Source organism: Streptomyces abyssomicinicus (assembly GCF_008974245.1).
Lineage (GTDB): Bacteria > Actinomycetota > Actinomycetes > Streptomycetales > Streptomycetaceae > Streptomyces > Streptomyces abyssomicinicus.
On record NZ_BBZI01000005.1, the window covers coordinates 1,218,109 to 1,240,126 of the forward strand.

The 22,018-nt window shown below is 73.2% G+C and carries 20 protein-coding genes; 9 read left to right on the forward strand and 11 right to left on the reverse strand.

Going from position 1 to position 22,018, the window contains the following annotated elements; genetic code table 11:
- Positions 1-92: 92 nt before the first annotated feature.
- Positions 93-1,031, reverse strand: a complete 939-nt coding sequence (locus tag GBN72_RS04985; RefSeq protein WP_151770361.1) for a penicillin-insensitive murein endopeptidase — start codon at positions 1,029-1,031, stop codon at positions 93-95.
- Between the two features lie 9 nt (positions 1,032-1,040).
- Positions 1,041-2,831 carry a glycoside hydrolase domain-containing protein gene (locus GBN72_RS04990; RefSeq protein ID WP_151770362.1) on the reverse strand — a complete coding sequence of 597 codons (1,791 nt, stop codon included), beginning with the start codon at positions 2,829-2,831 and terminating at the stop codon, positions 1,041-1,043.
- Positions 2,832-3,224: 393 nt separating this feature from the next.
- On the opposite strand from GBN72_RS04990, the gene GBN72_RS04995 reads away from it, so the two are divergent.
- A complete protein-coding gene (locus GBN72_RS04995; RefSeq protein WP_151770363.1) occupies positions 3,225-4,367 on the forward strand; it encodes a terpene synthase family protein in 1,143 nt (380 codons plus the stop codon).
- Positions 4,368-4,567: 200 nt separating this feature from the next.
- Here GBN72_RS04995 and GBN72_RS05000 read toward each other — a convergent pair whose 3' ends face one another.
- Positions 4,568-5,854: a PucR family transcriptional regulator gene (locus GBN72_RS05000; protein ID WP_151770364.1), complete on the reverse strand. Its 1,287-nt coding sequence runs from the start codon at positions 5,852-5,854 to the stop codon at positions 4,568-4,570.
- Between the two features lie 199 nt (positions 5,855-6,053).
- Here GBN72_RS05000 and GBN72_RS05005 point away from each other — a divergent pair, with 199 nt between their 5' ends.
- The 5 genes from GBN72_RS05005 (at position 6,054) to GBN72_RS05025 (ending at position 11,130) form a co-directional block, all read left to right on the forward strand.
- Positions 6,054-6,953 carry an ABC transporter ATP-binding protein gene (locus GBN72_RS05005; RefSeq protein WP_246212257.1) on the forward strand — a complete coding sequence of 300 codons (900 nt, stop codon included), beginning with the start codon at positions 6,054-6,056 and terminating at the stop codon, positions 6,951-6,953.
- Position 6,954: 1 nt separating this feature from the next.
- Positions 6,955-7,659 carry an ABC transporter ATP-binding protein gene (locus tag GBN72_RS05010; RefSeq protein ID WP_151770366.1) on the forward strand — a complete coding sequence of 235 codons (705 nt, stop codon included), beginning with the start codon at positions 6,955-6,957 and terminating at the stop codon, positions 7,657-7,659.
- Between the two features lie 95 nt (positions 7,660-7,754).
- Positions 7,755-8,633, forward strand: coding sequence for a branched-chain amino acid ABC transporter permease (locus GBN72_RS05015; RefSeq protein ID WP_151770367.1), 879 nt, complete (start codon positions 7,755-7,757; stop codon positions 8,631-8,633).
- Between the two features lie 5 nt (positions 8,634-8,638).
- On the forward strand, positions 8,639-9,724 hold the full coding sequence (locus GBN72_RS05020) for a branched-chain amino acid ABC transporter permease (protein WP_151770368.1): 1,086 nt from the start codon (positions 8,639-8,641) through the stop codon (positions 9,722-9,724).
- A 62-nt stretch (positions 9,725-9,786) separates the two neighbouring features.
- Positions 9,787-11,130 (forward strand): ABC transporter substrate-binding protein, encoded by a 1,344-nt coding sequence (locus GBN72_RS05025; protein ID WP_151770369.1) that lies wholly within the window; start codon positions 9,787-9,789, stop codon positions 11,128-11,130.
- 36 nt (positions 11,131-11,166) lie between these two features.
- Here GBN72_RS05025 and GBN72_RS05030 read toward each other — a convergent pair whose 3' ends face one another.
- The 7 genes from GBN72_RS05030 to GBN72_RS05065 all read right to left on the reverse strand — a co-directional run bounded on the left by GBN72_RS05030 (position 11,167) and on the right by GBN72_RS05065 (position 16,956).
- Entirely contained in the window at positions 11,167-12,036 is an 870-nt protein-coding gene (locus GBN72_RS05030; RefSeq protein WP_246212258.1) for a hypothetical protein, read from the reverse strand.
- Positions 12,037-12,118: 82 nt separating this feature from the next.
- Complete coding sequence (locus tag GBN72_RS05035) at positions 12,119-12,484, reverse strand: GNAT family N-acetyltransferase (protein ID WP_151770954.1); 366 nt, start codon at positions 12,482-12,484, stop codon at positions 12,119-12,121.
- 200 nt (positions 12,485-12,684) lie between these two features.
- Positions 12,685-13,857: a GDSL-type esterase/lipase family protein gene (locus GBN72_RS05045; RefSeq protein WP_151770370.1), complete on the reverse strand. Its 1,173-nt coding sequence runs from the start codon at positions 13,855-13,857 to the stop codon at positions 12,685-12,687.
- Between the two features lie 31 nt (positions 13,858-13,888).
- On the reverse strand, positions 13,889-14,470 hold the full coding sequence (locus GBN72_RS05050; protein ID WP_151770371.1) for a TetR/AcrR family transcriptional regulator: 582 nt from the start codon (positions 14,468-14,470) through the stop codon (positions 13,889-13,891).
- 145 nt (positions 14,471-14,615) lie between these two features.
- Positions 14,616-15,575 (reverse strand): DUF1152 domain-containing protein, encoded by a 960-nt coding sequence (locus GBN72_RS05055; protein WP_151770372.1) that lies wholly within the window; start codon positions 15,573-15,575, stop codon positions 14,616-14,618.
- Between the two features lie 57 nt (positions 15,576-15,632).
- Complete coding sequence (locus GBN72_RS05060; RefSeq protein ID WP_151770373.1) at positions 15,633-16,151, reverse strand: cupin domain-containing protein; 519 nt, start codon at positions 16,149-16,151, stop codon at positions 15,633-15,635.
- A gap of 436 nt (positions 16,152-16,587) precedes the next feature.
- Positions 16,588-16,956, reverse strand: a complete 369-nt coding sequence (locus GBN72_RS05065) for a hypothetical protein (RefSeq protein ID WP_151770955.1) — start codon at positions 16,954-16,956, stop codon at positions 16,588-16,590.
- A 113-nt stretch (positions 16,957-17,069) separates the two neighbouring features.
- On the opposite strand from GBN72_RS05065, the gene sigJ reads away from it, so the two are divergent.
- Positions 17,070-17,999, forward strand: coding sequence for an RNA polymerase sigma factor SigJ (gene sigJ / locus GBN72_RS05070; protein ID WP_151770374.1), 930 nt, complete (start codon positions 17,070-17,072; stop codon positions 17,997-17,999).
- A gap of 97 nt (positions 18,000-18,096) precedes the next feature.
- Here sigJ and proP read toward each other — a convergent pair whose 3' ends face one another.
- A complete protein-coding gene (gene proP, locus GBN72_RS05075) occupies positions 18,097-19,605 on the reverse strand; it encodes a glycine betaine/L-proline transporter ProP (RefSeq protein ID WP_151770375.1) in 1,509 nt (502 codons plus the stop codon).
- A 463-nt stretch (positions 19,606-20,068) separates the two neighbouring features.
- Here proP and GBN72_RS05080 point away from each other — a divergent pair, with 463 nt between their 5' ends.
- Both GBN72_RS05080 and GBN72_RS05085 read left to right on the forward strand, forming a co-directional pair.
- A complete protein-coding gene (locus tag GBN72_RS05080; protein ID WP_151770376.1) occupies positions 20,069-21,115 on the forward strand; it encodes an ATP-binding cassette domain-containing protein in 1,047 nt (348 codons plus the stop codon).
- Entirely contained in the window at positions 21,112-22,008 is an 897-nt protein-coding gene (locus tag GBN72_RS05085; protein WP_151770377.1) for an ABC transporter permease, read from the forward strand. Before GBN72_RS05080 ends, GBN72_RS05085 begins: the two co-directional genes overlap by 4 nt.
- The last annotated feature ends 10 nt before the right edge of the window (positions 22,009-22,018 follow it).

Below are 22,018 nucleotides of genomic sequence, written 5' to 3' on the forward strand. Positions count from 1 at the left end.
GTCGGACCGGGGCCACGGCGCCCGTGGACCCGGCGGCGGGTGTGCGCGGGGCCCGGCGGATGCCGTGGCCCCGCGCACACACCGGCGTCCGCCTACCGGTAGCGGATGTGCAGGTGGTTGTCGTGGTTGGCGTAGCTGGTCGTCAGGCCCTCCGCGATCAGCTGGGGGTCGTTGAAGAAGATCAGCTCGACGCGGCCGGGCGCCTTGGCGCGGATCTCCTGGACCAGGCGGCGGGTGGCCGCGCGGTCGTAGGCGGAGGACTGCCAGGTGATGCGGCCGGCGGTGCACTGGGCCGAGTCGGTGCGCACGGGCCACACGTCGATGTCCATGCCGACCTCGTGACTGGCGTGGCCGGGGATGTCGCCGCCGTGCTCGAAGCCGGCGTCGCCGACCGGGAGCTTGCCGTTGCCGGACGTCGCGAAGGAGGCCGCGGCGGCCTCCAGCTGGGCGACGGCGCCCGCGGTGGCCCAGTGGGCGTTGGCGTTGCCGTCGGGGCTCTGGGCGCACATCGTGCCAGGGCCGAAGTCGATCTTCTCGTAGTGCCAGAGCAGGTTCTTCCAGGTGGCCGGGCCGGCCACCCCGTCCGCGCCGATCCCCGCGTGGGACTGGAAGGTCCGCACCGCGGAGGCGGTCGCGGGGCCGAAGTCGCCGTCCACCGTGAGACCGGCGCCGCGCTTGGCGTTGAGCTGGGCCTGGAGCGCCATGACCGCGGGGCCGTCGGCGCCCTCGCGGACGGTCTGCACCAGCGCGCCCCAGGTGGCGGCACCGACGACGCCGTCCGCGGTGAGGCCCTCGGCCTGCTGGAACGCCACCACGGCGGCGCGGGTGCCGGAGCCGAAGACGCCGTCGGCCGCGACCGAACGGCCGTGCGCGGTCAGCAGGTGCTGCAGGGCGACGACGTCGGTGCCCCGGCTGCCGCTCGCGGCCAGCGGGAACGCGGCCTGGGCGAAGGCCTGGGCGGGGGCGCCGGAGCCGAGGAGCAGCCCCGCGAGCGCGGCGAACAGGGCGAGGAGATGGCGGAGTCGTTTCATGGCGTCACCTCACCGCCCCGCCTGGAGGGCGCCCCAGGTGCCGGAGCCGACGATGCCGTCGACGGTCAGCCCGCGGGAGGACTGGTAGTCGCGGACCGCCTGGCCGGTGCCGGAGCCGAAGACGCCGTCGATGGCCACCGTCCGGCCGAGGGCCGCGGTCAGCGCGCGCTGGAGCCGGGTGACCGCCTCACCCGTCGAACCGCTCTGCACGGTGGTGGTGGCGCCGCGGGCGAGCAGCGCCGTCCAGGTCTTCGGCCCGACCACGCCGTCGGCGGTGAGGCCCTTCGCGCTCTGGAAGTTGCGGGCCGCGGTCGCGGTGCCGGAGCCGAAGACGCCGTCCGGGGAGCCGGGGTTGTGGCCGGCCGCGGTCAGCAGGCACTGGGCGGCCTTGACCAGTTCACCGCTCGAGCCGCTCTGCACGGTGGCGTACGCGGTGAAGCTGAGGTTGGCGCCGGTGCAGGTGGCCGGGGGCGGGGTGGTGCCTCCGGTGCCCACGTCCAGGTAGTCGCGGTCGATGTTGATCGAGTAGCCGCCGTAGGTCTCGGTGACCTCACCGACGTACTGGTGGATCCGCTGGTGGTTCGCCCAGTAGGCCGACGGGACGTAGCTACCGGTGTTGGTGTCGGCCGCGCTGTTCCACCAGGCGTAGAAGAGGTGGTCGACGCGGGTGTACGCGGGGTTGTTGTACTCGGAGGCCGCGTCCTTGATGCCGGAGGCGGCACTGGAGTAGAAGCCCGACAGGTAGCCGCCGCTGTGCAGGCGCTCGGTCCAGCCGGAGAGGTACGACAGGACGGCTGCCTTGCAGGAGGCCGTCGAGGTGTACGCCTCGATGTCGCTGTAGATGGCGCTGCCCGCGGGGATGCCCAGGTTGGACGCGGCGGTGATCGCGGCGGCCGCGGCGGTGACGCCCTGCGACTTGGCGGTGGCCGGGTCGGCGGACATCTTCAGCGAGAAGCTGGTGCACGGCGCCTGGCGTCCGACGTCGATCGGGAACAGGCGCCAGCCGTTGGCGGTCTGCGTGGTCACCCAGCTCGCCGTCAGGTTGGGCTGCGAGCAGCCGCGGAAGGAACCGCTGATGTAGACGCCGACGGCGCTGTAGGGGGAGCTCGCCTGCCAGGCGTTCATCGCGGCCGTCGAGGGGGCGGCGCAGGCGTCGAAGCCCTTGCCCAGGTAGCTGCCGGGCTGCGGGCCGACCGCCGCCAGCGGAGCCACCGCGGCGGGCTGCCCCGCGCCGCGCGGGAGTTCGGTGCGCTTCGCGCCCGCCGTCAGACCGGCGGTGGCGAGGACCTCGCGCACCTGGTCCTCGGTGTCCGGGTTGTGGGCCGCGGTGACCAGGACGCCGGCGTCCTCCACGGCGATCCGGACGGAGTCCCCGCTGGACACGGCGGACGGCACGGTGGCCTCGCCGCGCCGGGCCCGCGCGGTGGCGGCGGTGACCTGGGCGGCGGAGCGGGCGGTGATCGGCTCCACGACGAGGCCCGCGGTGCGGCCCACCAGGTGGGCCGGGCAGTCGTTCTCCTCGCCGGGCGTGCCCAGGTAGACGGCGGGGCGGTCGAAGCGCACGCAGGCGCGGGGGTTCTCGGCCAGGTCGACCACCTGCCAGTCGGCGGGGACGTCGATCCGGTAGCCGTGGTAGGCGACCGTGCGCGTCCCCCCGGCCGTGGCCCGGTCCTCCGCCGCCTGCGCGGGTGCGGTCAGCAGGGAGGCCCCGAGGCCGCCGAGGACCGCGAGCAGGGCGGTGGCGGAGCGGAGTCTTCGGTGGGGGGAACGGGGGGACCACTGTGACCACTGTGGGGACATCGGGCACTCCTTGCCGGGTGGGGGCGGCGACCCGCACATGGCGAGCATGTGACGGGCTCATGACAATCCGGGGCGGGCACGCTATGCGCGTTGAACGGCTGGGCAGGGAGAGACTGGCGGCGCACCGAGGACCTGTCAACACCGCCCGCGCCGCGACCGGGACGCCGATGCGGCGGCGCTGCGCCGCCGTGCGCCGCGGCCCGCGGCGTTTCGGCCACCGGGGGCGGAACCCTGACCTCCGCGGATGGCGGTTCCGCCGGGGAGGTTCCTGACCGGCAGGCGGCGGCCGACCGGCCCGCGGCGAGTTGCCCACCAGGCTCTCTCACCGTCCGTGATCAGGCCTGTACAGTCCGGCGGAGAGGGGGGTGCTGCTCGAACAGAGGAAGAACGCCCGTGCCCTACCGCGCGCCCGCCGCTCCGGCTTCCGGCCCGACCGCTCCGGCCCACCACCGCCCCGATGTGGCGGCCCCGCTCCGGCCGTTCCCCATGGGTGGCGGCTTCCACCTACGGGAGCTGGACCTGACGCTCTCCACCGCCTGGCATCCCCGGGCGTTGGAGTGGGAGGCCACCACGCGGGGCTGGATGGAGGACGTGCTGGCGGGGACCGGGCGGGACCGGCCCCTGCTGGAGGCCTGCGTCCGCGACGCGCCCTGGTGGGCCTGTCTGTGCTACCCGGCCACCGTGGACGAGGACCGCATGGCCGATGTGCTGCGCGTGACGATCTGCTTCTTCCTCATGGACGACGCCATCTACACCAGCCACCTGGCCCGCGGCAGCATCGGTGACCTGCTGGAGGAGTTCGTCCAGATCTGGGCCGATCCGCGGGCCCGCCCGGCCACAGCTCTCGGCCACTTCCTGGCCGGCACCTGGCGGGGCATGAGCCGGCGCATGCCGCCCGGCCTGCGCGAGCGCTGGATCGCCGCCACCGCCGCATTCGCGGACGGCACCGCCAGGGAGATCGGCGCCCGCGCCGACGGCCGGGACCTCGATCCGTCCGCCTACCGGCAGATGCGTGACGACAGCATGGCCGCGGCCGTCGTTCATCTCCTGGGCGAGTACAGCACCGGCCTGGACATGAGCCAGGAGATCGCTGCCCGGCCGGAGCGGTTCACCCGCATCTGGCAGGTCGCCAACGACCACCTGCTGGACGTCAACGACCTGCTGTCCTTCCGCAAGGAGTACTGCGACGGCAACGACTTCCAGCACTCCCTCGTCTACACCGGGGTCACCGTCGACGGCCTGACCCTGCAGCAGTCCGTCGACCGCCTGTGCACCCGCATCGAGGAGACCGAGCGCCGCTTCCGCGCGCTGAGCCAGGAGTTCCCCGAGCCCCGGATGCGGCGCTACCTGCGCCAGGTCGAACGCGGGATCGCCGGCTCACGCGACTACTCCCTCATCGCCTATCGCTACCACGGCCCCGGCTTCGCCCGGCGCCACGGCGGCGGTTACGTCCCCGCGCGGACCAGCGGCTGGCTGACCCTCACGCCCCGGCGCACGAGCCTGACCGACGGCCCCGCCGTTCCCGTGGCAACGTAGGCCGGGGCGGAGTGAACGACGGCCACCCGTACGGGGCGGGTGAACCACCCGGGCCCGGTGGATCGGTGGCGCCGGAGCCCGTTGGACGGGGCGACCGGATGCGCCGGGGTGCTCCGGACGGGCGCGGCGGACGCTCCGACACGGGCGGGGGCAGCGGCCCTCGGTCGGAGCGAGGGCTGGGTCGGCCCTGGCGAAGGGCTTCACCCCGCCGGGGCGGGGGCGGCCATCTCGCCGAGGGTGAGCAGCAGGCGGTCGCGGGGGTCGCGCAGGCTGCGGCCGGTGAGCTGCTCGATCTGCCGCATGCGGTAGATGACGGTGTTGCGGTGGCAGAACAGCTGCTTGGCCGCGTGGGTCGGCGACCCGTGGTGGGCGAGCAGCGCGCGCAGCGTCTCCAGCAGGACGGCCGCCTGATGGGGCGGCTGGGCGAGCAGCGGGCTCACCGTCCTCTCGACCAGTAAGGCGGTCGCCTCCGGGCTGGCGCGCAGCAGCACCTCGGGCAGGCGGTCGGTCACCGGGACCACCCCCGTCGTGCCCCGCGGCACGGTCTCCGCGGCCTGGACGGCGAGACGGTAGGCGGTGGCGAAGCCCGCCAGGCCGTCGGGGGCGGCGGCCACCCCCGCCCGGCCGACGACCGCCGGCTCCAGCGCGCGCACCAGGCCGTCCACGCCGGTTCCGCCGGCCGCGACCAGGCCGAAGGTGATGTCGCCGCGGACGTGCCAGCAGGACGTCACCCCCAGCCGCTCGAGGCGGTCCTCGGCGCCGCGGACCGGGCCGTCGGGCAGCCCGTCGAACGGGGCGACCACGCAGGCCACCGGCTCGCCGGCGCCCAGCCCCAGCACCTCTCGGGCCTCGGCGGCGAAGACCGGATCGGCGCCGCGCCCCTCGACCAGGCCGTCGAGCAGCCGCTGACGGCGCTGCAGGTCACGGTTGTGGAGCCGGGCCTCCTCGCGGCGGTAGGACTCCACCAGCGTGGCGTTCTGAAGGTCCAGCGCCGCCCAGATCTGCCGCCCGGCCAGCAGCAGCACCCGGTCGTCGGCCTCCTGGTCCGGGCGGCCGTGCCGGTTCAGCAGGGCCTCCCACAGCACCCGCGAGCCCAGGCTGTAGGCGTTGAGCACATGTTCCATGCGCACACCCTGCCGGGCGCGGCGGCGGCCGGTCTCCCGCCACAGGTACACGGTGCTCTCACCGGTGCGGGCCAGGCCGGCCATGGTGCGGATGCCGCGGTGCACGTGCTCGCGGACACTCGAGCGGATGTCCGCCCGCAGTTCGGGACCGGCCTCGCCGTGCCAGTCCTTGTCCAGCAGGGTCAGCGTGATGTCGTCGGCGATGGCGTCGGCGTGCGGCAGCAGCGAGGCCCACGCGCGCTCCACGGCGCGGCGCGGCCCTCGGGCGGTCGTGGACGCGTCGTCCCGGCCCTCGCCGCCGGACTCGGCCGACGAGGCGGTTGTGGCAGTTGTGGCAGTTGTCAGGCCCATGCCTTTGCCCATGCCCCGGAGGATGGCACGGAGCGCACAGCCGCGCCAGCCCTGGCGCAGGGGGCCAGGGCGCTGCGCACCAGCGACTTTGTGCGCACCGCCCATGTCGGATTCTGTGCACAGCGCCCACGGTAGGGGATCGCCGGAGCCGAACAGCCAGGCAGCCGTCCCCGGGCGGGGAGCCCGGCAAGGGGCAGACAGGGAGCGCGCGTTGAGCCCACCCACGACCGCAACCACGGAGCGCACCGACCGCGAAGGCGGACCGCCGGCGGTCTTCTCGATCACCGATGTGTCGGTCCGCTTCGGAGGCGTCCAGGCACTGTCCGCGGTCTCGCTCGACGTGGCGCCCCGGCAGGTGCTGGGCGTCATCGGGCCCAACGGGGCGGGCAAGACGACGCTGTTCAACGTGGCCTGCGGCTTCGTGCGCCCGGACACCGGACGGCTGCTGTGGAAGGGCGAGGAGCTGACCGGGCTGCGTCCGCACCGGCTGGCCTCCCTGGGCATCGGCCGGACCCTCCAGGGCCTCGGCCTCTTCGACCGGATGACCGTCCTGGAGAACGTGATGGTCGGCGCCGACCGGCACGCCAGGACCGGCTTCGCCTCCGCCCTGTTCGGCCTGGGCCGCGGCGCCCGGGACGACGCCGCCCTCGCCGCGCGGGCCCGGGAGGCGCTGGCCGGTCTCGGCGTGGAGCGGTACGCGGACCGTCTCCCCGGCAGCCTGCCGTACCCGGTCCGCAAACGGGTCGCCCTGGCCCGCGCGCTGGTCGGCGAACCGGAACTGCTGCTGCTGGACGAACCGGCCGGCGGCCTGGCCAACGACGACATGGCCGAACTCGGAGAGCTGATCCGCGGGCTGACCGACCGGATGGCCGTGATGCTGGTCGAGCACCACATGGATCTGGTGATGAGTGTGTGCGACGACATCACCGTCCTCGACTTCGGCCGGGTCATCGCCCGCGGCGGACCCGACGAGGTGCGCCGCGATCCCGCCGTCGTCGCCGCCTACCTCGGCGAAGAGGTCGGCGACGACGCCGGTGACGTGGCCGGCGGAGAGACCGGCGGAGAGACCGGCGAGGAAACCGGCGACCGGCGGCCCGGGGCGGGGGAGTGACATGTTCGAAGTAAGGGACCTGACCACCTCCTACGGACCGGTCCGCGCCCTGGACGGGGTGTCCTTCACGGCCCGAGAGGGCAGGGTCACCGCCGTCCTCGGGGCCAACGGCGCCGGCAAGACCACCCTGCTGCGCACGGCCTCCGGACTGGTGCGCCCGCAACGCGGGCAGGTGCTGCTCGAGGGCCGGGACATCACCCGAACCCCCGCCGAGGACATGGCCCGGCTCGGTCTGGCCCACGTCCCCGAGGGCCGGGGCGTGATCACCGAACTGACCGTGGAGGAGAACCTCCGGCTGGGCGGACTGCACCGCCCCGCCCGGACCCGCGCGGCCGACGTCGAGCGGATCTGCCGCCTCTTCCCGGTGCTCGGCGAACGCCACGACGCCACCGCGCACGTCCTGTCCGGCGGCGAGCGGCAGATGCTGGTCATCGGCCGCGCCCTGATGGCCGCCCCCAAGGTGCTGCTGCTGGACGAGCCCTCCCTCGGCCTCGCCCCCCGGATCGTCGCCCAGATCTTCGGCCTGCTGCGTTCCCTGGTCGCGAGCGACGGCCTGACCGTGGTGCTGGTCGAACAGAACGCCCGCAGCGCCCTGTCCATCGCCGACGTCGGCGTGGTGCTCAACCTCGGCAAGGTCGTCGTCCAGGACGACGCCGCGGCGCTGGCCGCCGACGAGAAGCTCCGCCACGCCTACCTCGGCTTCTGACCCCGGCTCCCGCCCCAGGGTTTCGCCCCCGGCCTCTGACCCGCACCTCTTACCCCCGGCTTCCGACCCTTGGTTCCTGACCCACGGGAGACCTCGTGCAGCAGCTCCTCACCACCGCGCTCGGCGGGCTGACCCTCGGAGCGGTCTACGCGGCGTTCGCGCTGGCGCTCTGCCTGATCTGGCGTTCCACCCGGATCGTCAACTTCGCCCAGGCGCCCATGGCGATGATCACCACCTACATCGCCCTGGTGATCATCGACGCGGGCCACTCCTACTGGACCGGGTTCGCCGCGGCGCTGATCGGCGGCCTGCTGCTCGGCGCGGTGGTGGAACGCGTGGTGGTCCGGCCCGTCGAGGGCAAGGCCGAGATCAACGCGGTGATCCTCACCCTCGGCCTGTTCATCCTCATCCACGCCGTCGCCGGGATCGTCTTCGGATCCCGCTACCGCTCCTTCCCCGCGCCCTTCGGGGTGCGCGGCCTCACCGTCGGCGACACCTCCATCGCGCTCACCGGCTTCGGCGTGTTCACCGTCGTCGCCGTGGTGGTGGTGATGGGGCTGCTGGTGCTGCTGTTCCGGTACACCGAGGTCGGGCTCAGGATGCGGGCCGCCGCCTTCAACCAGGAGGTCGCCCGCATCCTGGGCGTCAAGGTCGGCCGGATGCTCACCCTCGGCTGGGCGCTGGCCGCCCTGGTCGGCTCGCTCTCCGGACTGCTCATCGCCGGCGGCAGCCTGGTGCACCCCGCGTACATGGACTCGGTGGTGGTCTACGGCTTCGTCGCCGCCGTCCTCGGCGGCCTGGACAGTCCCGTCGGCTCGGTGATCGGCGGGATGCTGCTCGGCCTGTCGCTGAGCGCCGTCAGCGGCTACCTCGGCTCCGAACTCGTGCCGCTCGCCGCACTCGTGATCCTGATGGCCGTGCTGCTGCTGCGGCCCGGCGGCCTCTTCTCCCACCACGCGGAACGGAGGGTCTGACGACCATGCCCACCACCACGGAAACCGCGGAGAAGGCCCACGCCGCCGAGCCCCGGGGAGGGCTGCGGAGGCGCTGGGGGAACTCGGTGCTGCCGCGGCACCTGACCCTCGCCGCCCTCGGCCTGCTCGCGGTCACGGTCGTGCTGGAGACGACCGGCTCCTTCGCCAACTCGCAGCTGGCGTCGATGGCCTACCTCGGCATCGCGGCCGGCGGCCTCACCGTCCTGACCGGACTCAACGGACAACTCTCCCTCGGCCACGGCGCGTTCATGGCCGTCGGCGCCTACACCACGGCGCTGTTCCTCGACGGCGACAACCCCCTCCCACTGCCCGGCGTCCTCGCGGCGGCCACCCTGGTGACGCTGCTGGTCGGCGCCGCCGTGGGCGTCGCCGCCGCGCGGCTGCACGGCCCGTACATCGCGGGCGCCACGCTGGCGCTCGCCGTCGCGGTACCGGGCGTGGTGCTCCACTTCGACCGCCTCGGCGGGGAACAGGGGCTGGGCGTCCGGATGCCCGAGACCCCCGCATGGGTGCTGGACGCCGCCTACTTCGTCACCGGCAGCGAACTGAATCCCACCAAGTACGTCGCCTACATCGGCTGGGCGGCGCTGGTCGTCACCTACGTGCTGCTCGCCAACCTGATGCGCGGCCGGGTCGGCCGCACCTGGCGGGCCGTGCGCGACGACGAGGTGGCCGCCGAGATCGCGGGCGTCCACCTGGGCCGGGCGCGGGTGCTGGCGTTCGTGGTCAGCACCGCCTGCGCGGGCCTGGCCGGCGCGGTGATGGCGATGGCCGTGCGGATCACCGCGCCGAGCGGCTTCTCGCTCACCCTCTCGCTGACCCTGCTCAGCGCCGTGGTGCTGGGCGGCCTGGGCAGCCTGACCGGCGCCCTGATCGGCTCCGCGCTGCTGACCTTCCTCCCGCACCTGGTCACCGGCGTCGGGGTGGACGCCGGGCTCACCGACGTCCGGGCGGCCGAACTCGCCCCCGCCGTGTACGGGTTGACGATGATCGTGGTGATCCTCGTCGCGCCCGCCGGCATCACCGGAACGGTCCGCAACCTGTGGCGGCGGCGCAGGGGCGCCGCGTGAGGGCCGCCACCGGACCCACGCGGCGGCACCCCGGGCCGCACCACACCGAAGGAGGCACCACCGTGCAGCGCACACGAAGGTTCCGTCGCGCGACGCGACTCGTCGGCCTGCTCACCGCGGGCGCCCTGCTCGCCGCGTGCGGCGCCGGCGGGCGGCCCGACGACGGCGAGGGGAAGACCACGCCCGACGTCGGCATCACCGACGACACCATCAAGATCGGCGGCCACTTCCCGCTGACCGGTGTCGCCGCCCCCGGCTACAGCGAGATCCCCAGCGGCCACAAGGCCTACTACGACTACGTCAACGCCAACGGCGGGGTGAACGGCCGCAAGATCGAGTACGTGGTCAAGGACGACGCCTACAACCCGACCAACACCAGCACCGTCACCAACGAACTGGTCCTCAAGGAGGAGATCTTCGGCATGGTGGCCGGGCTCGGTACGCCCACCCACACCGCCGTGGTCGACTTCCTGAACGCCGAGAAGGTCCCCGACCTGATGGTCTCCAGCGGCTCCCTGATGTGGGGAGACGACCCCTCGAAGCGGCCGTGGACCTTCGGCTGGCAGCCGGACTACATGATCGAGGGCAAGATCATCGGTCAGTGGGTCAAGGACAACATGCCCGACGCCAAGGTCGGCCTGTTCCTCCAGGACGACGACTTCGGCCGCGACGGCGAGGCGGGCGCCCGCAAGTACATCGACGGCCAGATCGTCGAGACCGTCAGGTACACGCCCGGCAACACCGACGTCGCCCCGCAGCTGGCCAAGCTCCAGGCGGCCGACGTCGACCTGGTCCTCGGCTTCAACGTGCCGTCCTACACGGCGCTGAGCCAGCTCACCGCCATGAAGATCAACTTCAAGCCGAAGTGGTTCTACAGCAACGTCGGTTCCGACCCGGCGCTGGTCGGCTCCCTGCTGGCCCGGTTCTCCGAGGGCAAGGTCAAGAGCAGCGCCGCCCTGCTCGACGGCGTCCTCACCACCGAGTACATCCCCGGTGTCGACGCCACCGACAGCGAGTGGCTGAAGCTGTGGCAGAAGGTGTGGGACGCCCACGGCGCGGAGGGCGAGCTCACCAACTACCGCATCTACGGCATGTCCCAGGCCTACACCTTCGTCCAGGCGCTCCAGGCCGCCGGGGACGACCCCTCCCGCGAGGGCGTGGTCGACGCGCTGGAGAAGGTCGGCGCCACCCTGGAGGGTCCCGGACTCGCCCCGTTCCGGTACTCCGAGGAGAGCCACCTCGGCATCTCCGGCATGGAGGTCGTCCGCCTGAAGGACGGCAAGGGCGAGTCCCTGACGCCCGTCCTGGTCACCGACATCGGTGACGCGCCGATCACGGAGGACGACTCCGCGGCGAAGGACGTACCGCCGGCGAACGGCATCCCGGACGTCAAGCCGGCGTCCTGACCGGGGGAGTGGTGACGGCAGCCGCCCCACCGGCCGTCACCACTCCTCGCCGTCACCGTGCCGAAGCACGCGTCCCCCGCGATCCGGCGGACCGGTCGGCCGCGGACCGCCGGTCCCGCCCATCGGAGGCTGCTCGCCATGGAAGTGGCCGGGCCAGTGCGGATCCTCCCAGCGGGCAGGGCCGGTGAGTCCGATGAGACGTATACGATGCAGCAGTTCCTCGGGCGCGTCCTGGGCTCGCAGCCGCGCGGGGGCGTGACGGACCAGCCAGGCCGCGAGTTCGGTGCGCAGAGCTTCTTCTTCCGCGTCCGTGGTGTCCCATGCCGCCCAGGGAAGCTCATCACACAGCAGGTCGTACGCCCAATGGGCGGCCGCTGCGGCCAGGTGCCGGTCGGCGACGCCGTGGTCGAGTGCCTCCCAGGCGGCGAGCCAGGGGCTGAGCGCGCCAGACGCCTCGCAGCACAGCGCGAGGACCTCGTGCACGGGGACGGCGGGATCCGTCTCGGCGAGACCATGGGCCCACCAGGCATCCAGAAACTCCCGCACCGCGGCGCTCTGGTGCGCGGGCCACCGCCGCCAGGCACCGCGGGCGAACGCACGGCCGACCTCCTCCATGCCACCGGTGGGCTCCACGAGGCCGTTGACCAGCGCCCTGGCGAATTGCGGCAGGACACGGCGCAGCACCGCGCCGTGGTCGTCCCAGTCGGGAGCGCTCCAGGTACGACGCAGCAGGTCCGGGTCGAGCACCACGCCCGGGACCTTCAATTGCGCGAGCTCTTCTTCACTGCCCCAGTGGCAGACGCACTGGGTCTCGTCGCCGCGGGCGGTCATACCGCGAAAGGTGACGTCCAGGCGGTCCAGAGCGTGGTCGAGCCGGAGCCGTGCGGAGGTGACGTCGAGGTTCATCGGTGGCACAGCCTCAAGGGACTCCGGTGACGATTTGCCGGCTCCTCGATTCCGCAGGTGACGTGCAGCAGCGTGCCGCCGATCACGGCGGGCCCATGCCGCACCCGGGGCGAGGGAACCCCGCCGGATCCGGCGCCGGGTGCTGATCGAGGTCGAGCATCATGTCGAGCGAGAGGGACCGGTCCGCCTCCGGGAACGGGCCCACCGGCCGGAAGCCGTTCTTCTCGTAGTAGCGGATGGCGCGGGCATTGGCGGCGCGGACGCCGCCCCACAGGATGATTCTCGTCCTGCCGAGCAGTCGTGCGACCTCCGTGACGAGCGGGAGGACGAGCGTCCCGACGCCCCGGTCCTGGTAGTCGTCGGCGAGAGTGAGGCCGAAGCGACAGTCGGTCGTCCCGGTGAGGCGGATGCCCGCGTCCTCATAGCGCGCGAGGTCCGTCGGTGTCAGAGCGAGGCTGAACTCGAGAAGGCCGACCCGTCATGGCGGGGCCGGCCAACTGCGCTCCGAGGGCGTACACGCTGTTCACGACGTCCCCGGGCGCCGTCAAGGGGTCACTCCTGACGAGGCCGCGGCACGCTTCTCCTTCACCTGACGGGCCGGCCGACGTCGTGGCCACGGCGGTGGCGAAGGCGCGGCCCGGCCCGCCGTCACCGGCCGAACGGGCCCCGGGCGCCGAACGCCAGACGGGCGAAGTTCTCCGCGATGCGCCGGTGGCCCGCCGGGGAGGGGTGGATCGCGTCCGGGAGCGGGAACTCGGTGTGGTCGTCCTCGCCGTACAGGTCGAGACCGTCGAGGAGATGCAGATGGGGGTCGTCGGCGGACCGTTCCCGCACCACGCGGGCGAGCACGTCCCGGACGACGGTCAGCGTCAGGCGGCCGGCGGGCACCTCGGCCGGGTCGCCCGTGGCCTTGAAGCGCACGGCGCCGTCGGCGAAGTCGGGCATCAGCGGGCCGGGAGTGTCCTCGTGGACGGGGCAGAGGATCGGCGAGACGACCAGCAGCGGCGTGTCCGGGTGGCCCTCGCGGAGGGTGTCCAGGAAGCCGTGCACCGCCGGGACGAAGGCCCGCAGCCGCATCGCGTCGGTGTTGACGACGTTGATGCCGACCTTGAGGCTGATCAGGTCGGCCGGCGTGTCCCGCATGGCGCGGGCGGTGAACGGGTCGAGCAGGGCGCTGCCGCCGAACCCGAGGTTGACCAGCTCCACGCCGCCCGCCGCGGCGGCCAGGGCGGGCCAGATCTCCGTGGGGTGGGCCGCGTTGGAGCCGTGGCTGATGGAACTGCCGTGGTGCAGCCACACCCGCCGGCCACGGTCCGGGGCCGGCTCGACCCGCGCGTCGGTGCGCAGGGCGATCAGCTCGGTGATTTCGTGGTGCGGGAGCCAGATCTCGACGTCCTTGTCCCGCCCCGGCAGCCCGTCGAAACGTGCCGTGCCGGGGGCGCCCTCCCGTACCTCGACGGAGCCGTCGGCCAGGTCGACGGTGCGGACCCGGCCGCCGGGGACGCCGGTCCGGCCGGCGAGGACGCCGTCGACCAGAAGGTCGTAGGCGCCGTCCGCCGGGGCCGGCGCGCCGCGGTAGGCGCGCCTGGTGGGGAGGGCGTCGAGCTCCACGCGGGTGGCCCGGGTGCGGAACGCCAGCCGCACGCCGGACGGCTGTGCCTCGGCCTGGGCCAGCTGGTCGTCGGGTATCTGCCGCCGGGCCCTCTCGGGCAGCCGGTGCGGCAGCAGGCCGTGCTCGGTGCGCTCCACGTCGAGGGCGCCGCGCAGGAGATCCGCGGTGACCGGGGTGGTGATCAGCTCGTCGTAGCGGGAGGTGCTCATCGGGTGGTGCCTTCTCTCCGGGCGGGTGGGGTCAGGTGGCGGAAGCGGCCGCCGGACGGCCGCGCAGCAGGGCGTCGAGGGAATCGACGATCCATGCCCACGACTCCTCCGGGTCCACCGGCGTGTGTGCGAAGCCGCCGCTCAGCTCCAGCTCGACGTAGCCGTGGAAGACACCGCCCAGCATGCGCACGGCATGCGTCCCGTCCGGCTCGGGCAGGTCGTAGCCGCGCAGGATGGCCCGCATCATCTGCGCGTGCCGCACCCCGGCGCTCGCCGCGGCGGTCTGCGGGTCCAGCCGGTAGCGGGCGGCGGCATAACGGCCGGGATGCTCGCGGGCGTATCCGCGGTAGGCGTCCGCGAAGGCGGCCAGCGCCTCCTTGCCCGCGCGACCCGCGAGAGCGTCGGACGCGCGGTCGGCCATCTCCTCGAGCGCGAGGAGGGCGATGCGGGTCTTCAGGTCGTGCGAACTCCTGACGTGGGAGTACAGGCTCGCGACCTTCACACCGAAGCGGCGGGCGAGCTCGGAGACGGTGACGTGCTCGAAGCCCACCTCGTCCGCCAGCTCCGCCCCGGCCTGGGCGAGGCGCTCCGGGGTCACTCCGGCACGGGCCATCCGGATCCTCCTCCTGTGCGGGCGGACGCACGGTGCTGCTGCGGGCTTGGGGTGACATCCATTATGCAGCAACCTAAAAGGTTTAGGAAAATGCCGCCGCGCCCGCGTCGCGGAAGGTCACGCCCGCCGCAGGGGAGGGCGGCCGTCAGTGCGGGAAGCTGCGCCGCGGTCTGGTGACCACCGTGTCGCGGAACTCGGCGACGCGGGAGTGGATCTGCCGCATCAGGTGGGTCTCCTCGATGCGGTCCAGGTAGAGGCAGCGGGCCGCCAGGGCGGGCAGTTCGAAGACGAAGTACAGGGACATCAGCGGGTTCACGAACAGCTCGCTGCCCCTGGTGCGCTCGGTGAACCGGACGTCGCCGAACTCCCCGCGGACGGCGGCGGCGATCGAGCCGTTGACGATGCTCGGGTACTGAGGCGTGTGGTGCTGGGCGTACGCCACCGCGTCGAGGTACAGGGCGCCCTCCCGGGTGGCGCGGGAGACCGAGAACGCGCCCAGGTATCCGCCGTCGCGCTCCAGCGCGGCGATGTTCTCGAGGACCTGCACGTGGTTGACGCCGTGGTAGGCGTCCACCCCGAAGCCGACCGAGACCACCAGGCGGACCGGCACCTCGTCCAGCGCGGCCAGGGCCGCCACCGAGGCCATGTCCTCCTCCGGGGTGCCGAGCCCCGCCTCGTCGCCGCGCATCAGGATGTCGGTGCCGCCGTCGACCAGCACCACCGCGTCGATGCGGTGCAGGTCGATCAGTGCCCGGTAGGCGGCGCGCAGCGGTCGCACACCGGTCCGGGGGAAGGCGTACACCGTGGAGGGGCAGCCGTGCAGGTCGAGCCACCGGGCGAGGGTCCGCTCGGGGAAGTAGTCGCCGGGCAGGACGGAGTCCGGGGTGACGGCGGCGAGGTCCTCGGCCACCCAGTCGTCGAGCGGCAGCGCGGTCAGCTCGGTGAAGGAGAGGTTCGCGAGGTACACCTCCTTGCCCTGGTGCAGCAGGGAGAGTGCCAGGGGCAGCCCGGCGTATATGTCGAAGCCGCCGCCCGCACCGGCGACCAGGATCCGTTCGGAGCCGTCGAGCCGGGCGAAGAGGGGATTGTCGTGAAGGGTCGTCATGGCGCGCAGTCTGGACGACGGCGCCCCGTGCACGCCACGGAGTTGCCGGCCGCGCGCTCAGGTGTCGTCCCGCTCCCGCCCTCCCCGCCGTTCGTCGTCCCAGGCGGCGCTCGGCAGGAAGTAGGTGTCGTACACCTCCTGCACCTCCAGCAGGCTCTCCGGGGTGACCTCGCCGAGGGCGATGCGCCGCAGGTGGCGGAAGTACTCGAAGCGTTCGACGCCGGGCGTGATGACGATGAGGAGGTCGGCGTCGCCACCGGGCTCCGCGGCGAAGGCGTGCGGGAGGCCGGGCGGGACGACGACGAGGTCACCCGTCCCGGCGGTGAGCACCTCGTCGCCGGCCAGGATCCGGGCCGAGCCGGAGAGCATGAAGAACATCTCGGCGGAGTTGCCGTGGCGGTGCGGCCGGGCGCCGTCGGCGCCGTCGGTGAGCGTGGCGCGCACGGCCGACAGCGCGCCCCCGGTCGCGCTGCGGTCGGCGAGCAGCCGGAGGGTGGTCGGGCCCAGTCCGACGGTCTCGGCGTCCGCGGAGCGGACCGTCACGGACGAGGAGAAGTCGGGCAGGATGAACGACATCGCGGTCTCCCGGTGGTCGTCAGCGTCATCGGTGTCATCGGTGCGGTCGTCGGTGGGCTTCCGCCGACTCGTGAGCGTAGGTCATAGGTCACGGGGCCGGCGTGAGTCACTCCGCCAAGGGGGGCACGAGGCCGGGGTCGGCGTCGGCCGTCCGGCGCCGGACGCGGCCACCCGGGTGCCGGGCGCCCGAGCGTGCGCTGCTCCTGCTGAACACGCGGCTCGAAACGCCGAGGAACAGACCTGGCGACGAGTACCAACGGCAGGCGGCGTCGGCGATCGCCCTGCGCACCGCACTCAAGAAGCAGCTCCGGCGGCGGAGGCGGGCAGGAAACCGCACCTGGTTCGGCCGGTGAGCTCGTCCGCCCGCCTTCCCGGAAGGCCCCGCCATCCTTCGCTCGGCGTCGCACCGCCGCTCGGCGTCGCGCCGTAGCGCCGCTCAGCGCCGCGCCAGCGCCAGCACGCTCAGGGCGAACATCGCCACGCCCAGCGGGACATGGACCGACGGGACGTGCGCGATGCCGAGCACCACCTGCGCCGAGGCGAGCACCAGGAAGCCCGACGCGTGCAGGACCGGCCGGAGCGGGCCGCCACCCGGCTTCCACGCCAGCACCGCCGCGAGGACGTACAGCATCGACGCCCCGTACATCACACGGGCACCGGCGCTGTGCAGCGTCTCCCCGTAGGACGAGGTCAGCAGCAGCCCCGCGGAGACCGCCTGCAGAAAGATCGTCAGGGTCTGCAGGGCGATCGCGATCCGCAGGAACGCCGAGGCGCGCTCCGTGTTCGCCGTCACCTGAGTGGTCATGTCAGTGGTCATGTCACAGTCCCCTTTGCCGCCCTCGGGCAGCACGTCGGTAAGGTCTCGACAACACGACGACGTGGGCCTGCGAAAGGTAAGGCGAGGGGGCGGCCGGGGCGATGGGGACAGTCGGTGTCGGCACGGACGCGATAGCGGGGGAGCGCGGCAAGCTGATCAACGTCGCCTACCGGATGCTCGGCTCGGTGACCGAGGCCGAGGACGCCGTGCAGGAGGCCTACGCCCGCTGGTTCGGGCTGTCCCGGGGCAGACGGGAGGAGATCCTCGCTCCCGGCGCCTGGCTGACGACGGTGACCGGACGCATCTGCCTGGACCTGCTCGGCTCCGCGCGGGTCCGCCGCGAACGCTATACCGGCGTCTGGCTGCCCGAGCCGCTGCCGGACCGCACCGAGTGGGTCCGCACGGGCGTGGCCGGCCCCGACGGCCCCGCGGACCCCGCCGACCGGATCGTCCAGGACGAGTCGGTGACCATTGCCTTCCTCGTGGTCCTGGAGGCGATGACGCCCGCCGAGCGGGTGGCGTTCGTCCTGCACGACGTCTTCCGGTACCCGTTCGCCGAGATCGCCGGAGTCCTCGGCCGGACCCCGGCGGCCTGCAAGCAGCTGGCGGCGTCCGCGCGGCGGCGGCTGGGCGCCGAGCACGCCCCGGCGACGGCCCCGGTGACGGCGAGCGGCCGGGCCGACGTGGTGAGGCGCGTCAAGGATGCCTGGGAGACCAAGGACATCGCCGCCCTGGTCGCCCTCCTCGACCCGGCCGCCGTGATGACCGCCGACGGCGGCGGCCTGGCCGGCACCGCCCTGCGCCCGGTCGAGGGGGGCCCGTCCATCGCCCGGTACATGGTCGGCATCGCCGACCGGGCGCCCGGCCTGGAACTCCTCGAGCGGTCGGTCAGCGGCACGCCGGGCCTGGTGGCCCGGCGCGCCGGCGCCGTCGTGACGGTCGCCTCGTTCGACGTCTCGGGCGGGCGGGTCGGCCGGATCTGGGTGGTCCGCAACCCGGAGAAGCTGCGGCCGTGGGGCCGGGAGGGCTGAAGGGCGGCCCACGCCGCCGGTGACGCGGCCGGTCCGCCCGGGCGGCGCGCTCCGGCCCGGCGGGCGCGGCACGCGGCGGGCTCAGAACCGCGGCGGCTCAGAACCGCGGCGTCGGGGCCCGGCTCTCCACCAGCAGGGCCGCCTCCTGCGGTGTGGAGACCGACGGGGGCGAGCCGTCCAGCGGACGGCGTGCCGTCTCCTTCATGAAGGCCACCGAGACCACACCCACCAGCGCCGCCGCCATCGAGTAGTAGGCGGGCATCATGTCGCTCCCCGTCACCGAGATCAGCGCCGTGATCACCAGCGGCGTCGTCCCGCCGAACAGCGAGGCGGACAGGTTGTACCCCACCGCCAGCGACCCGTACCGCACCGGCGTCGGGAACAGCGCGGGCAGGGCCGCCGACATCGTGCCCAGCAGGCACACCAGCGACAGGCCCAGCATCAGCATGCCCGACCCGACCGCGACGAAGCTGCCCTGCTTGACCAGCAGGAAGGCCGGGGCGGAGAGCACCAGGAAGCCCAGCATGCCCGCCATCAGCAGCGGCTTGCGGCCGTAGCGGTCGTTGAGCCGCCCGACCTGGTTGATCAGCAGCATCAGCACGACCATCGTCCCGATCAGGAACAGCAGACCGTGGGTCTCGGAGTAGCCCATCTCGTCGGAGAGATAGGTCGGCATGTACGACAGCAGCATGTAGTCGGTGATGTTGTACGCGCCCACCAGGCAGATGCAGAGGATCAGCGTGGGCCACTGCCGGCGGAAGATGTCCTTCAGGTCGGCCGTGGCACTCGGCTCGACATGGGCCGAGGCCGCCGCCGAGCGGTGGGAGGACTCCTCCTCCAGCCGCTTGAACGCCGGCGTCTCGTCGAGCCTCAGCCGCAGGTAGAGGCCGACGAAGCCGATGGGCCCGGCCACCAGGAACGGCACCCGCCAGCCCCAGTCCTCCATCCCCTGGTCGCCCAGCAGCACCGTCAGCACGGTGACCAGGCCCGCCGCGGCGACGTACCCGGCCAGGGTGCCCAGCTCCAGGAAGCTGCCCCAGAAACCCCGGCGGCGGTCCGGCGCGTACTCGGCGATGAAGGTCGACGCGCCGCCGTACTCACCGCCCGTGGAGAAGCCCTGGACCAGCCGGAACAGCAGGAGCAGGACGGGCGCCCAGAAGCCGATCGTCGCGTACGAGGGGATCAGGCCGATGCAGAAGGTGCCCGCCGCCATCAGGATCATGGTGAGCGCGAGGACCTTCTTGCGTCCGATCCGGTCGCCCATCGGGCCGAACACCATGCCGCCCAGCGGGCGCACCAGGAACGACGCCGCGAAGGTCGCGAACGACGACAGCAGCTGCACCGTCTCGTTGCCCGGCGGGAAGAAGACATGGCCGATGGTGACGGCCAGGTAGCTGTAGATGCCGAAGTCGAACCACTCCATCGCGTTGCCCAGCGAGGCGGCCTTGACCGCCCTGCGGACCATCGCCTCGTCCGTGACCGTGATGTCGGTGCGTCGCAGCGGAGGGTTACGGCGCCGGCGCGCGGCCCGGAACAGGGTGCGGTGGCGGCGGACCGCCCCGGGATCCGGTGCGGTCCCGGTCGACGGTGAATCGGGCAACGCCATGGAGGGACGTCCTTTCTCCGGTGGCCGTGGGCGTACAGGGATCTCCTCTGCTCACTCGCGGCATCGCCAATCGCGAGAGGGACGCACATCACTGTGCGTCTTCCCGCCGCCCGACCCGCCGCCGACCCGCCGCCGATCCGCCACCCGGCCCGCCGCTCCCCGCACCCGCCGCCCGACCCGCCGCCGACCCGCCGCCGATCCGCCACCCGGCCCGCCGCTCCCCGCACCCGCCGTCCGGCCCGCCGCTCCCCGCACCCGCCGCTCCCCGCACCCGCCGTCCGGCCCGCCGGTTCCCGCACACGCCGTCCCCGCCCGCCTCCCGCATCATCGGAAGGGAGAGGACCGGGCCCGGGCCGACCGATGAGTCCGCGGCGCCTCCAGGGTCTGCACCGGTGGGTGCCCGCGCATCCCTGGGCGGCCTCCCCGGCCCCCTCGCAGCCCCTCGCAGGAGAGGAAGGTTCCCATGAACCAGCCGACGCCCGCCCCGGCCGTGGAGACGGCGGGACTGGTGAAGACCTTCGGCGGGACACGCGCCGTCGACGGCGTCGACCTCGTCGTCCCCACCGGAACCGTCTACGGGGTCCTCGGCCCGAACGGCGCCGGCAAGACCACCGTGGTCAAGGTGCTCACCACCCTGCTGCGCCCCGACGGCGGCGAGGCCCGCGTCTTCGGCCACGACGTCGTCAAGGACGCCGACCGGGTCCGCAGCCGGGTCAGCCTCACCGGCCAGTACGCCTCCGTGGACGAGGACCTCACCGGCACCGAGAACCTCCTCCTGCTCGGCCGCCTCCTCGGCCACGGCCGTCGGGCCGCACGGGAACGCGCCGCACAGCTGCTCGACGCCTTCGGGCTGGCGGAGGCGGCCGGCAAGCAGGTCAAGCAGTACTCCGGCGGCATGCGCCGCCGCATCGACATCGCCGCGTCCATCCTCAACACCCCCGACCTGCTCTTCCTCGACGAGCCCACCACCGGGCTGGACCCGCGCAGCCGCAACCAGGTCTGGGACATCGTGCGCGCCGTCGTCGCCCAGGGCACCACCGTGCTGCTCACCACCCAGTACCTGGACGAGGCCGACCAGCTCGCCTCCCGGATCGCGGTGATCGACCGCGGCAAGGTGATCGCCGAGGGCACCAAGGGCGAGCTCAAGGCGTCCGTGGGCGCGGGAGCGGTCCTGCTGCGCCTGCGCGACCCCGGGCAGCGGCCCCGGGCCGCCGAGATCCTGCGCCGGACGCTGGACGCGCAGGTCCAGCTCGAGCACGATCCCGTCGCGCTCACCGCCCGGATCGGCGCCGGCGGCAGCGCCACCGCCGCCGAGCAGGCCGCCGGGGCCCTCGCGGAACTGGCCCGGCTCGGCATCACCGTGGACAACTTCGCGCTGGGGCAGCCCAGCCTGGACGAGGTCTTCCTGGCCCTCACCGGGCACGGGGCCGACGGCCCCGCCTCCCGGACGACCGCCCCGCACGCCCCCGCCGGCCCCGCCGGCACGACCGGTACGGAGAAGACGGCATGACCACCGACACCCGCCCGGACGGCACCACCACGGGTACCGGCACCACCGGTACCGGCACCGACGCCGAGGTGCGCGATCCAGCCCGGTTCAGCGCCGAGTCCGTCGCCTCGGTCCTCGTCGCCACCGAGCGCCCGCCGAGGCCCAGCGCCCTCACCGCGTCCCTGGCCTTCGGATGGCGGGCCGTCCTGAAGATCAAGCACGTGCCGGACCAGCTCTTCGACGTCACGGCGTTCCCGATCATGAACCTGCTGATGTTCACGTACCTCTTCGGCGGTGCGCTGGCCGGGTCGCCGGACGACTACATCCAGTTCGTGCTGCCCGGCATCCTGGTCATGTCGGTCGTGATGATCACCATGTACACCGGGGTCTCGGTCAACACCGACATCGACAAGGGCGTCTTCGACCGGTTCCGGACGCTCTCGCTCTGGCGACCGTCGATCATGGTCGGGTACCTGCTGGGCGACGCCCTGCGCTACACCATCGCCTCCGCGGTGATGCTCTCCCTCGGCCTGATCCTCGGCTACCGGCCCGACGGAGGCGTGCAGGGGGTGCTGGCGGGCGTGCTGCTGCTCCTGGTCTTCTCCTTCGCCTTCTCCTGGATCTGGACCATGTTCGGTCTGCTGCTGCGCACGGAGAAGTCCGTGATGGGCGTCGCCATGATGGTGATCTTCCCGCTGACCTTCCTCTCCAACGTCTTCGTGGACCCGCGCACCATGCCGGGCTGGCTCCAGGCATTCGTCAACAACAACCCCATCACCCACCTGGCCTCCGCGGTGCGAGGCCTGATGGCGGGGCAGTGGCCGGGCGTCGAGATCGTCTGGACGCTGGCCTGGGCGGGGCTGCTCCTGCTGGTGTTCGGGCCCGTGACGATGCGGCTGTACAACCGCAGGTGAGGCCCGCGGC